The organism is Clostridium uliginosum (genome assembly GCF_900112485.1).
In the GTDB taxonomy this organism is placed as follows: domain Bacteria; phylum Bacillota; class Clostridia; order Clostridiales; family Clostridiaceae; genus Clostridium; species Clostridium uliginosum.
This window is the reverse complement of the sequence record NZ_FOMG01000018.1, coordinates 1-13,565: the sequence shown is the minus strand read 5'-3', so window position 1 is coordinate 13,565 and position 13,565 is coordinate 1. Positions and strand designations below refer to the sequence as shown.

11 protein-coding genes and 1 rRNA gene are annotated in these 13,565 nt (G+C 27.2%); 9 read left to right on the top strand and 3 right to left on the bottom strand.

Going from position 1 to position 13,565, the window contains the following annotated elements; all coding sequences use genetic code 11:
- Positions 1-88 precede the first annotated feature (88 nt).
- Positions 89-1,432, top strand: coding sequence for a PspC-like choline-binding domain-containing protein (locus BM027_RS11845; RefSeq protein WP_090091983.1), 1,344 nt, complete (start codon positions 89-91; stop codon positions 1,430-1,432).
- A 326-nt stretch (positions 1,433-1,758) separates the two neighbouring features.
- Here BM027_RS11845 and BM027_RS18920 read toward each other — a convergent pair whose 3' ends face one another.
- Positions 1,759-1,842 (bottom strand): SHOCT domain-containing protein, encoded by an 84-nt coding sequence (locus BM027_RS18920; protein WP_423230332.1) that lies wholly within the window; start codon positions 1,840-1,842, stop codon positions 1,759-1,761.
- Between the two features lie 265 nt (positions 1,843-2,107).
- On the opposite strand from BM027_RS18920, the gene BM027_RS11840 reads away from it, so the two are divergent.
- Together BM027_RS11840 and BM027_RS11835 are read left to right on the top strand one after the other, a co-directional pair.
- Entirely contained in the window at positions 2,108-3,445 is a 1,338-nt protein-coding gene (locus BM027_RS11840; protein WP_090091980.1) for a potassium channel family protein, read from the top strand.
- Positions 3,446-3,585: 140 nt separating this feature from the next.
- Positions 3,586-4,758, top strand: a complete 1,173-nt coding sequence (locus BM027_RS11835) for an iron-containing alcohol dehydrogenase (RefSeq protein ID WP_090091978.1) — start codon at positions 3,586-3,588, stop codon at positions 4,756-4,758.
- Between the two features lie 528 nt (positions 4,759-5,286).
- On the opposite strand, the gene BM027_RS11830 is transcribed toward BM027_RS11835, so the two are convergent.
- Positions 5,287-5,979 (bottom strand): 5'-methylthioadenosine/adenosylhomocysteine nucleosidase, encoded by a 693-nt coding sequence (locus BM027_RS11830; protein ID WP_090091977.1) that lies wholly within the window; start codon positions 5,977-5,979, stop codon positions 5,287-5,289.
- A 507-nt stretch (positions 5,980-6,486) separates the two neighbouring features.
- Between BM027_RS11830 and BM027_RS11825 the strand changes: the two genes are divergently transcribed.
- From BM027_RS11825 to BM027_RS11805, 5 genes are all read left to right on the top strand, one after another.
- Positions 6,487-7,245, top strand: coding sequence for a tRNA threonylcarbamoyladenosine dehydratase (locus BM027_RS11825; RefSeq protein WP_090091975.1), 759 nt, complete (start codon positions 6,487-6,489; stop codon positions 7,243-7,245).
- Between the two features lie 283 nt (positions 7,246-7,528).
- On the top strand, positions 7,529-7,933 hold the full coding sequence (locus BM027_RS11820; protein ID WP_090091973.1) for a universal stress protein: 405 nt from the start codon (positions 7,529-7,531) through the stop codon (positions 7,931-7,933).
- 181 nt (positions 7,934-8,114) lie between these two features.
- Complete coding sequence (locus BM027_RS11815) at positions 8,115-9,062, top strand: GNAT family N-acetyltransferase (RefSeq protein ID WP_090091970.1); 948 nt, start codon at positions 8,115-8,117, stop codon at positions 9,060-9,062.
- A gap of 206 nt (positions 9,063-9,268) precedes the next feature.
- The gene (locus BM027_RS11810; RefSeq protein WP_090091968.1) at positions 9,269-10,117 is read left to right on the top strand and encodes a PRD domain-containing protein; all 849 of its coding nucleotides are present in this window, start codon (positions 9,269-9,271) and stop codon (positions 10,115-10,117) included.
- A 233-nt stretch (positions 10,118-10,350) separates the two neighbouring features.
- Positions 10,351-12,009, top strand: coding sequence for a PTS transporter subunit EIIC (locus tag BM027_RS11805; RefSeq protein ID WP_090091966.1), 1,659 nt, complete (start codon positions 10,351-10,353; stop codon positions 12,007-12,009).
- Between the two features lie 290 nt (positions 12,010-12,299).
- On the opposite strand, the gene BM027_RS11800 is transcribed toward BM027_RS11805, so the two are convergent.
- Positions 12,300-12,788: a PTS sugar transporter subunit IIA gene (locus BM027_RS11800; protein ID WP_090091963.1), complete on the bottom strand. Its 489-nt coding sequence runs from the start codon at positions 12,786-12,788 to the stop codon at positions 12,300-12,302.
- A 703-nt stretch (positions 12,789-13,491) separates the two neighbouring features.
- Between BM027_RS11800 and BM027_RS11795 the strand changes: the two genes are divergently transcribed.
- Positions 13,492-13,565, top strand: a 16S ribosomal RNA gene (locus BM027_RS11795); the annotation flags it as partial.

Here is a 13,565-nt window from a genome sequence, read left to right as displayed (position 1 = left end):
AGTTAGTTGAAAGTGAAGTTTAATTTTAGTTGATATTTCAGATGGAGTATTAAAATATGAATTAAAAATGGAGGGAGTAGATTTTATAATGAAAAGTATTAAGTTTAAAAAAATTGCTGCATCAGTAATAGCGATAGCTACAATTGTATCTACATTACCAATAGGTGTATCTGCAACATGGAAACAAAATTCTGATAATACTTGGGTATATACAGAAGGTGAAAGCATAGCTACTGGCTGGAGAATCATTGATGGGAAATGGTACAATTTTGATAACTCAGGTAATATGAAAACTGGCTGGATAAATGATGGAGGGACATGGTATTATACATCACCAGATGGAGGAATGAAGACCGGGTGGATAAATGATAATGGAACATGGTATTATGCAGAATCATTAGGTGCGATGAAGACCGGATGGATAAATGATAACGGAACGTGGTATTATGCAGAATCCTCAGGAGCGATGAAAACAGGATGGGTAAACGATAATGGAACATGGTATTATACAGCTACAAGTGGAGCAATGCAAACAGGTGTCACTGAAATTGATAAAAAAATATATTCGCTATCAACAAATGGATCAATGCAAATAGGAAACATCATAATTAATGGAGAAACATATATATTTTCACAAAATGGAGAATGTATTGGAGATAAGATGCCACAACCTACTAAAGCATTTGTTGGAGCTGGAGTGACAACAGCTATAACAGAAAAGAAGAGTTCAGAGGTGGCACAAGATAATACAATAATTAATAGCAATTCAAATTCATCAAGGAGTTCAAAGCATCATAGTAGCTCAAGTTCATCAGATTCAATACAAAATATATCTAAATTAACTATAAACAATAATGATATTTCATTTGATTATAGTATAAATAAAAATGTGAATTATGATATAAAATGTGAAATATATGATGAAAAAGATAATATGATAGATACTGTAAAGTGGGAGAAAGCAGATAGTGAAAATAATTCAAAATATAGTATTTTCATAACTGATGTATTAGGAGAAATGAATGCAAACAATTATATTATTGCTAAAATTTCACCTAATGCAGGAAATGGGGCAACTATAAAGTCTAATGAAATGAAAGTTATAAGTAGCAATAAAATGGACAAAGATATATCCAATATCAATGTAGATACTAAAAAGATAAATGATAAGTATCAATTTACACTTACAAGTAAGGATAATTTTGAAAATGGAACTTATGTACTTTATGGATTTGAGAATGAAGATAGTGCTTATATAAAAGCCGTTTATTGCAATGGAAATACTAAATCATTAGAATTTAATGATTTAAATTCTAAATGGATAAATACTGGGGTATCAAAACTAAAACTTGCAAGAATTTATGATGCAAAACAAGAAAATGATGGATCAGCGACTTGTAAAGTTGAATTCACTGATAAATTTAATTTTTAAAGTTAAATAGTGTTTTACTAAGAAATATAGAGTCTTAAAAAGATTAAATAATAGGCTCTGTTTTAAAACTGTGTTGATATTGTTACATATTGTTCAGCAGGCTAAAGAATATGCAACAATATCAACACTATATTAAAACAGAGCCAAATAATAAAAAGATGATATGTTTTTCATAAAATAAATTTATGCCTTTGTCAAGGACAATTAAAAAGGAGTGCCAAGATGCTAAAAGATGATTTCTGTTTGTACAGAAATCATCTTTTTAATGTTGAAGAGTCTTTTTAAGAGTGTACTTGACAAAGGATATATTTTAGAAGTATTTTGATTTATTTACTTAGTAATTTTTGTTTTTGTTGTTTAAATTCATTCTGCGTAAGTACACCACAATCCATTAAATTTTTTAGATTCATTAATTCATCGGCCATAGAAACTGTATCTTAAATAGAGTCATTAGTAAAATTATTCATAAACACTGTTTGCGAATTTGTATAATATTATAAATTGACAGCAGGAACATTTAGAGATGTGGGATAGTTCTAGGTGTGTAAAATTAAGATTAATAGTAATGGATAATTTCAAATAAAAAAGTTGCCAACTACAACTTTATACAATCATGAAAAAACAATGATATAATTAAAGTAAATTTTAAAAGATACTTAAGGATGAGGTAGGGGAATGAGCAAAGAGGAACCAACAATAAACTTTAATGAATTAAATTCAAGTAAAATTATTGAAGGTACAGAGTTTGTGTACATAGTTAAAGAAGGAAATACAAAAAAATATAAGATAGTGGATACAAAAGAGAAAATATTAGAGTATTCTTTAAATAAAAAGAATTATGCAGAAAAACAAGTAGGTATATTAGTGACATGTGAGTGCAACAATATATCTGGATTTTTTCATAATACTATATTTTTAGAAAAATTTAAAATGGATTACTATTCTAATAATAAAATAGATGATTTGTTATATTTAAATTTTAATAATTGTTATTTCTTTAAAGACATTGAAGCTATTGGTGGTGATTATAAAGAAATAGTAATTAATGAATCAATTATAGAAAAAAATATGTATACAAGATTTATAAATTGTGAAAAATTAAATTTAAATAATGCTATATTTAAGAAAAACGCCATATTGGAAAATTCAGAAATTGGCAAAATTAATGCTAATACATCGAAATTTGAAGAGAATTTATTGTTTCAAGAAGTTACTGTTCTAAATGATTTTATTTTAGATAAAATAAAAGGAAATAAGGATTTAGGGTTCATAGATTGTAGATTTGAGGGGTTTAGCAAATTAGAACTAGATATTAGTGGAGAATTAAATTTTTCTCACTGTTCATTTTATAAAAAATCAGAAATTAATTTTGATGAAATTAGTGGTAAATTTAGTTTGTATAAAACTAATTTTTCGGATAAATGTTATTTAGAATATGAACTATTAGAAAATAAAAAGTACAAACCATTAATTTTTAAAGATGATTTTAAAAAAACTAAATGGAATTTCTTGATTTTAGCAGAGATATATAAATCTAGTGGAAGAACAGAACAGTATTTAGAAACTTTTTATTATTTTAAAAAATATGAGAGGTTAGAGAAAAAGAATAAAAATAAATATAAACTTAGTTTATTAGACTATGCAATTGAAATAACAACTAAGTATTATACAAGCTGGAAAAGGACATTATTATCAATGGCATTTATAATAATAGCATTCTTTTTATTATATTGTTCTTTCCCTAATTTGTTGATGTATCAAAATGATTTAATAAATTCGAAAAATTTATTTTCAATAGTATTTGAAATGTATAAGAATTCTAATTTTGATATATATCTATTGATAAGGAAATTTGGAAATATTCTTTATTTTACTATAATGACATTCACAACTGTTGGTTATGGAGATATAATACCTCTTAATTGGATGAAACTTGCAATAGCTTCGGAATCGTTTTTTGGAATATTTTTTACATCAAGTTTCGTAGTAACTTTATCACGAAGATTTTTATAAAAGGCTATGTTTTATAGAGCATTAAACATTTTATTTAGTAGCCTAGTAAGTATGTATTCTATTTATTATTGTAGATATATTTTTAATACTGTAAAATTAATAGTATAAAATTATACAAATATAGAACTTGGAGGCATGAAATGAGAAATTTTGAATATTATAGTCCTACAAAAATTATTTTTGGAAAAGATACTCACAAACAAGTTGGTGAAGAAGTTAAAAAGTATGCAAATAAAATTTTGCTTCACTATGGTGGGGGAAGTGTAAAGAAGTCTGGATTATATGATCAAGTAGTAAATTCTTTAAATGAGGCAGGAGTAGAGTTTATTGAGTTAGGTGGAGTTCAATCAAATCCCAAATTAGGACTTGTATATAAAGGGATAGAATTATGCAAAGAAAATAATATAGAATTAATCTTAGCTGTTGGTGGTGGTAGTGTTATTGATTCTGCAAAAGGTATTGGAATGGGAGTAAAGTATGATGGTGATGTTTGGGACATTTATAATTCACATAAAACTATTAGAGATCAACCAAGCTTACCTATTGCAACAATTTTAACAATTCCAGCGGCAGGTAGTGAAACTAGTCCCAATACTGTTTTGACAAATGAAAAAACACTTATAAAAACAGGAGCAATGTCTAAATATGTAAGACCTGTATTTTCTATTATGAATCCTGAACTTTGTTATACACTTCCAAAGTATCAAATGGCTTGTGGTGTTTCAGATATGTTAGCTCATACAATGGAGAGATATTTCACAAATACAGAAGCTGTAGATTATTCAGATAGGCTTTTGGAAGCAAGTATGAAATCAATTATTAATATGGGACCTAAATTAGTTTATAATATGCAAGATTATGATACATGGGCAAATATAATGTGGGCAGGATCAATGGTTCATAATGGTATTTTAGGTATGGGACGTGAAGAAGATTGGGCATCACATGATATAGAACATCAATTAAGTGCAGTATATAATATTGCTCATGGTGCTGGATTATCTATTGTATTCCCTGCTTGGATGAAATATGTATATAAACAAAATATAAATAAATTTATTCAATTTGCAGTAAAGGTATGGGATGTAGATTTATCTTATGAAAACCCTGAAGCTATTATTTCTGAATGTATTTTAAGAGCAGAAAGTTTTTATAAAAAAATCGGCTTGCCTATAAGACTAAGTGAAATAGATATTGATGGAACAGAATTTAAAGCAATGGCAAAGAGGGTAACTGAATTTAGTACTGTTGGTAACTTTAAAAAGTTAGAAGAAGAAGATATTGTTCAAATTTATAAATTAGCTTTAAAATAAAAGTATATATTGTAATAAGAAGTCTTCAATAAATAAAGTAGATATTTACGGTTTTGCTGCACATTTAAAGTTTGCCAAATATGTTTTTGCAATTGTTACTATAATAGTTATAATTTTAGGTGTTATGTATGGAGGAATTGGTTAAGTTTATAAAATATTATATTTAAACAGTAAACTTAAATTATTAAATCATGATATAATTCCTAGAATATAAGAATATAAGAATATAAGAATATAAGAATATAAGAATATAAGAATATAAGGGAAACTCGACTCGTGTGCACTCGCTGAGTAGGTTCGATGAACCAAATGCAAGGATGCCCACAGGGAAAGTTCATATTTCCAAATATAAAATGTTCACAAAGAAAGTTTGAGGAACCAAATACAAAATTTGGACTCTAACTTAAGAATAATAGAGATATGATTGCAGCAGATAATTGATAGAAACGTCTAATCAGTTAACTTTTACATTCATATCTCTATTTCTTTGTATATAGTTGTGTAGTTGCTATTTTTTCTGTATTTTAATTAAAGTTTTTCAATCATTTTCTTTAATATTGCAGTTGAATTTTTAACTGCAACTGGAATGAATTTTTCATAATCCATATGTGCTCCATTGTTTGCATTATCAGAAATTGATCTAATAACTACAAATGGAATTGAATTTAAATAGCAAACTTGAGCTATACTAGCTCCTTCCATTTCACAAGAAATTGCTCCAAATTCTTGATCAAGCCATTGAATTTTTTCTATATTAGCAATAAATTGATCACCAGAAACTATTCTACCTGTAAAGCTGTTTAATTCTGAGATTTCTTCACAAGCTTTTTTAGCTACAGCAACCATTTCTTGGTCACATTTAAAATCAAATGTATCAAGTCTTGGTATTTGCCCCATCTTATCACCAAATGCTGTAGTATCCATATCATGTTGAACTAAGTTTTCAGCAACAACTATGTCACCAGGATAAATTTCTTTACCTATTCCACCTGCAACTCCAACGTTTATAACTTTATCTACGTTGTATTCAGAGGCTAATACTTGAGTACATACAGCTGAATTAACTTTACCTATTCCACAAACTACAGCCACAACATTTTTTCCGTATAATTTACCTTTGTGAAAAGTCATATTAGCCTTTTCCCTTTTTTCTTCAAGAGTTAAATCTTTTAATAAAATTTCTAATTCCTCTGCCATAGCGGCAATTATTCCAATAGTCATACTTTAAAATCCTCCTAAAATCAAGAATTACTTTGGTGTTTTAGGCATATTCAAAAAAACAACGAGTGAGTATGCCTTAATTTAGATTATAAACAGTATTGAATAAATTTAATAGTAATTTTAAAAACTATGATATAATAACTATTAAGTTTAGGCATTGTAAAATAAATAACTAGTCAAATATTCTTAGGATTTTTTGAACTAGATAAGGAAGTGAATGTAGTTAATACTATTGTTATTAGCTACATTTGCTGACACAGTATAGTATCAAAAAGACAAGAAGACTGACTAGTTAATTATTTATTTGGAGATGCCTTATGCAGTATTCCTTTTAATATTGTATATATGTTCTCAAAATTTATTCGTTTTAATTTGTTTCACATTTTTAACTATTGTAAGGACTACAATGTTGAGATTATGAATTTTAGTAATTAAAGCGTATATATTAATATTAAATTTAATTGTAGATGATACGTTTATCTACCCATTATAAGGAGGAAAAAATATATGTTACAACATTCCTTATCAAGAACAGAACTTTTAATTGGTAAAGATGGTTTAAAAAAGTTAAGTGAAAGTAAAGTAGTTATTTTTGGAATCGGAGGAGTAGGAAGCTATACTGTTGAAGCATTAGCAAGAGCTGGTGTTGGAGAGTTGATATTGATAGATGATGATACAGTATGTCTAACTAATTTAAATAGGCAAATACATGCTACTTATAATACAATAAGTAAATCAAAAGTTGAAGTAATGAAAGAAAGAATATTATCTATAAATAAAAATTGTAATGTTATAACACATCAAGTCTTTGTAACATTAGATAATATAGCAGAACTAATTCCAGATGATGCGGATTATGTAGTTGATGCAATAGATACTGTTACAGCAAAATTAGGATTAGCAGAGTATTGTTATAAATATGATATAAAAATTATGAGTTCTATGGGAACCGGAAATAAATTAGATCCTACACAATTTAAAGTTACTGATGTATTTAAAACAAAGGTATGTCCTTTAGCTAAAGTTATGAGATATGAGCTTCGTAAAAGAGGGATAGAAAAATTAAAAGTAGTATATTCTGAAGAGATACCTTTAAAACCTAAAGATGAAGAGGTTGTTACTTGTAAAGAAGGATGCGTTTGTACAGGTGGAACTAAAAAATGTGCGCAAAAAAGACAAATTCCAGGAAGCATATCATTTGTACCACCAGTTGCAGGTATGATAATTGCTGGAGAAGTAATTAAAGATATATTGGAAATAAAGTAATTCTTAGAATATGCCTTATTTAGGAGGGTATATTTTTAAAAATAAAATTAAAAGTTTATCCACAAAAACATAGATTAATTGAAAGTTATCAACAATGTTTTAAAATAAAACAAAAAATATGTTGATAACTTTTTAATTTTAATTAAAGTTGAATAAATATATTTACTATCTTATTATGGGTATTTTAAGGTGCATTATGTAGAATAAGAAGGTATAATTAAATTAACTAATAATATAATGAAAAATAATTAAAATATGGTGAGACTTACAAGGGGGAGTTAATATGAAAAAAATATTAGTACCAATTGATGGAACAGAAAGAAGTATGCATTCTTTAGAGTTTATAAAAGGAATATTCCCAAAGGACACCGTTGAAATTATATTGATGCATGTAAAAGAATTAGTTTTTATTAATGGAATGGTAGTTTCTGATGAGTTAACAAATGCTGAACAATTAGGAATGGTAATATTAAATGATGCAGCAGAACAAATGAAAGATTACTCAAATACAACATATTTAGGCTTTGGATATGCAGGAAATGAAATAATCAAGAAGTCAAAAGAAGATGATATAGATATTATAGTAATGACTAAATCAACTAAAAAAGGATTGACTAGAATGATAGGTTCAGTAACAACATATGTAGTAAAACATTCTAAGTGCATTGTAATGATTGTTCCAGAATAAAAATATAAATAGAGCTTTTAAATTTTGCTGATTTAGAATATATTAAATGTAAGAATAAAGATTATAAGACTTATAAAAAAATAGCACTTTCATTAATATGATGTAAGTGCTATTTTTACATTAGGCAACTTAGGCATATTAAAATAAATAACAAGTAAGTCAGCTAGTGGGAGAGAACTCGATGGAATCGAATGTAATGGTAAAAATACAAGCAAATAAACCAAGTAAAACAGAGTATTTAGTAAAAGATAAAGATGATATTATAATTGGAAGGTTTAATATAACAGAATTAGATGGTTTAAGCAAAAGATGTAATATTAAACTTAAATTTTATAGAGGATATAAATGTGATTTATTAAAAGATACGTTAGTGCTTATTTTAAAAACTATATTTAAGGATTTAAATATATTTAAGATTAATATTAAAATTTTTGAAAGAGTCGATATTAATCCATTTTTAGATTTAGGATTTACTTTAGAAGGTATACTTAGCCAAAATGAATATTACAATGGTGAATATTTAGATGAGTTATTATTGGGAATAACTCGTAAAGAATATAATCAAAAAACTAAATATTCATTTATAGAATTGCAAGGAGACAATATCATATTAAGAAATTTAACTCCAGGTAATGCGGAGGAATTATTAGAATATTATATAAAAAACAAAGAGCATTTAGCACCTTTTGAACCAACTAGAGATAATAGTTTTTATACATTAGAAGTTCAAAGAAATATTCTAAATGAAAGTTATAGACAATTTTTAAATGGATCAAGTATTGAAGTTGGAATTTTCAAGGAAGAAAGATTTATAGGAAAGCTAAAATTATCTAGTATTGTATGTGGAATTTTTAAAAGTGGAATATTAGGATATTCTATAGATAAATGTGAAGAAGGAAATGGTTATATGAAGGAAGCAGTAAAACTTTTTCTTAAATATCTTTTTAATGAAGAGGATATTCATAGAGTTGAAGCTTCTGCCTTAGTTGATAATGAAAAATCTAAAGGAGTATTAAAGAGCTGTGGATTTAAGGAACTAGGGATAAATGAAAAATATTTATTAATAAATGGGAAATGGAGCGATCATTTAACTTATTATATTATAAAAGAAGATTTTTATAAAAAATAACTTTGATTAGAAAAAATATAAACATAATAAAATTTTTACAGTAATGATAATAATTTGTAAACTACACAATTAATTTACATTATATTATTATTTCTAAAATAATATATTTGTAAATTAACTATGGAGTAACTAAAAATTATGTGTTATAAGTTAAAATGAATATATAATTTTCTTAAAAACTATATAGTGAGAAGGTGTAAGAAGATATGGTAATACTTAGTAAAGATGAAGTAGTATCAAAGGTATTTAATAATAATATAGTTTTAGTAAATTCATCTCAAGAAGAAAAGATACTTTTTGCAAAAGGAATAGGATTTGGTAAGAAGAATGGGCAAACAATATCTAAAGGAACAAAAGTAGATAAAGTATTTACTATAGAAAATCAAGAAAATATAGTAAATTTTAATGAGATGGTAAGAAAAATTAATGATGACTTTTTTGCAGTTTGTGAAGAGGCCATTTATGAGATATCTAAAAAATTAAATGATGAATTGAATGAACATATACATATTGGACTAATAGATCACTTATTTATTGCAGTTGAACGATTAAAAAATAAAGAAGAAATTGAAAACCCTTTTTTAATTGAAACAGAAACTTTATATCCAAAGGAATTTACTTTGGCTAAAATAGTTGCAGAAAGAGTAGGAGGATACTCAAATATAATAATACCTGATGGAGAAATTGCATTTATAGCACTTCATATTCATTCCTGTATTAATAATGGAAAAATTTCCAATACTATTAAAAATACATATTTGAGTAGTATCATAGTTGAACATGTTGAAGAAAGATTAGACATAAAAATAGATAAGAAATCTTTAGATTATGCAAGATTTTGTACACATATTAAATTTGCACTTCAAAGAATAATGGAAAATACATGTCTTTATAATGAGTTATCTAAAATGATTAAAAAAACTTATAAAGAATCATATGTAATATCAAAAGAAATTTCTAAAATTATTGAAAATGAGCTTAATGTAAAAGTTACAAGTGATGAAATAGCATTTTTAACAATACATATTGAAAGATTCAAAGCTTCTAAAAAATAATAACTAAAATATTTACAGAATATAAGTATTATGATATTATCATATATGTTAATGAAGGTGTAACTGGTAATGCAGGCAAGACTTAATATAGGCAAATAAAAGTTTGTTTAAATAAATTTTAAATAAATTTTTCTGGGCTTATATATAAGTCTTTTTTATTTGAAATTTTAAGCTGGCCAGCTTAACTAAATTCAAGTTATATCTTAATTAATAAAAAGCAGGAGGATTAATTTATGCTTAAATTTTTACAAAGAATAGGTAAGGCTATAATGTTACCGATAGCGGCACTACCAATAGCAGGTATGTTACTTGGTGTTGGTGGAGCACTTTTAGGAATAGCGACATTACATAATGCACCATCTGTTTATCAACCACTTATAGCATTTGTAAATATTCCAGCTGTTCACGCAATGTTAACAGTAATGAAGAATATAGGAGATATTATTTTTGGTAATTTACCAGTATTATTTGCAGTAGGTGTTGCAGTAGGACTAGCTAATAAAGACAAGGGTACAGCAGCATTAGCATCAATTTTTGGATTTATAGTAATGAATCAAGTTGTTTCAACTTTACTTGGCTTAGGTGTAACTCAATTAGGAGTTCTTACACCAAATAATGTTGGAGAGTATTCAACTTATATTACAACAAACTTAGGTATATTTACATTAAATATGTCAGTGTTTGGTGGAATTATAACAGGTATAGTTACAGCAATATTACATAATAAGTATCACCAAATTCAATTACCACAAGTAATAGGATTTTTCTCAGGATCAAGATTTGTTCCGATAGTTACTTCAGTAGCAATGGCATTAGTAGGTGCAGTTTTAGCATTTGCATGGCCAGTTGTTCAAGGTGGAATTACACACATAGCGAATTTTGTTAGAGATGCAGGTCCTATAGGAACTTTCTTATATGGAACAATTGAAAGAGCATTAATACCATTTGGATTACATCACGTATTTTATACTCCATTTTGGTTTGGATCATTTGTTGATGGAAAAGTTTTAGTTAATGGAACATGGCAAACAGTAGCAGGAGCTAATACGGCTTACTTTGCACAATTATCAAGTATGTCAGATTTAGTAGGCGCTTCAACAGATACTATGTCAACTATCGTAGGTGGTACAACAAGATTTATGGCAGGTAAGTTCCCATTCATGATGTTTGGATTACCAGCAGCTGCATTAGCAATGTATAGAACAGCAGCACCAAGTAAGAAAAAGGTTGTTGGATCATTATTAATATCAGCAGCTGTTACATCATTATTAACAGGTATAACTGAACCTTTAGAATTTACATTCTTATTTGTTGCACCAGTGTTATATGGAATACATTGTCTATTAGCAGGACTATCATACTTCTTAATGGATATATTACATGTATTTATAGGTATGACTTTCTCTGGTGGATTAATAGATTTTTCATTATTCGGATTACTTCCAGCAGGAGCAGGAGTTCAAACTAACTGGATTAAACTTATACTTGTTGGAATAGTATATGCATTAGTTTACTATTTCTTATTTACATTTATGATTAAGAAGTTTAACTTAAAGACTCCAGGAAGAGATGAAAATGAAGAAGAAACTAAGTTATACTCTAAAGCTGATTATCAAGAAAAAGGTAGTGCAAAGGGAGCAAAAGGAGAAATTACTGAAAAAGCACCAGCTGTACTTGCAGCTTTAGGTGGAGAAGAAAATATAGTAAGCGTTGATGCTTGCATAACAAGACTTAGAGTTGAAGTTAAAGATAACGCTAATGTAAATAAAGATGAATTAAAAGCATTAGGTGCGTCTGGAGTTATGGAAGTAGGTAATGGAATACAAGCTATATTTGGAGTTAAAGCAGATGGATATAAGAACGCAATTAATGAAATTTTAGGAAATGACTAATATAATTAAGCTTTAAAGTACATATTATAATAATAAAAGTAGCTATATCAAAATATATATAATTTATATTTTGAATAGCTACTTTTTATTTATGCTCTGTTTTAATATCAACACGGTTTTAAAACAGAGCCTTGTATAATAGAAGTTTTATTAACATAATTGATTAAGCCAATTGTATTAATAAGAGTATTTAATATAATTTATTATGTTATATTAAATTAAATATCTACATATAAGGATATAAAAAAAGCCCAAAATGATTTTCAAACCATTTTGAGCTTCTTTTTATCTTATATTGTATATTCTAGAACAGTAGTTTCTCCAGCAACAACATCTACATTTTCTATTGCTTTAATTGAAGATGATATATCTGAGTTTGTTATTAAAACAGGAGTTATTAATGAAAGACCTTTTCCAGTAATAATATCTCTATCAATTTTAATAATAGGAGTTCCCGCTTTAACTTTTGTGCCTTGTTCTGCTAGTTGTTCAAAACCTTCTCCTTTTAAGGAAACAGTATCAATACCAATATGAACTAAAAGTTCTACTCCATTTTCTAAAGTCATTGCAAAGGCATGCTTTGTATTGAATACTAAAGTTAATTCGCCATCAGCAGGTGCAACAATAGTATCACCTGTAGGGTTAATTGCTAATCCATCACCAGCCATCTTTTGTGCAAAAACAGGATCAGGAACTTCAGATAAAGGTATTGATTTCCCAGAAACAGGAGCTATTAATTTAAAGTCGTTATTTTTTTTCTTTTTTAAAAATCCAAACATAGTTTATATCCTGATAAACAGGATAATTCACATCCTTTCGTTATATAAATAGTTTTACTTACTAAACATTAAATAAACTATTAAGAATAATTTATTTAAAAATAAAAAGGCATAAGTTTTCTTATATAAAACTTATGCCTGATTTAACAGTAACACGTATAACATCATTATATAGTCCATATATTTTAGTGTCAATAAAATTAAACAGTTTAGTTGTAACTTTTTGTAGTTTTATGTATTATAGTTAGCTTTTTTCAAGTATTAACTAAAAAAATGCATGTGAATTATAGTAATAATTATGAATACTAACAAATACTATGCCTAGTGTATCGATGATAAAATTACCACGAAAAAAATAGAAAACCGTAGTATTATAGGTTTAAATTGATAAAACAAGATAAATATAAAGAATGATTATAGAAGGATATGGTAAGATAAAACACGTCGCTAAGAGATGCAGACAACAAGTTAAGAGCAAGAAAAACATTCTGGAAAGAACGGTTTGAAAGCTTAAAAAAACTTGTTGACAAGATCTAAACCAAGTGATAAACTAAGAAAGTCGCTTGAGGTGACGAGTTAAAACAAAAGCCGACAACGTAATGTTGAAAGCGAAAGAATATGGTCTTTGAAAATTGAACAGAATATAGATAAATACATTTAAGTAAACCAGCAATTCTTTTTAGAGTAAGCTAAGATTAAACTTTTTAATGAGAGTTTGATCCTGGCTCAGGACGAACGCTGGCGGCGTGCCTAACACATGCAAGTCGAGCGATGAAG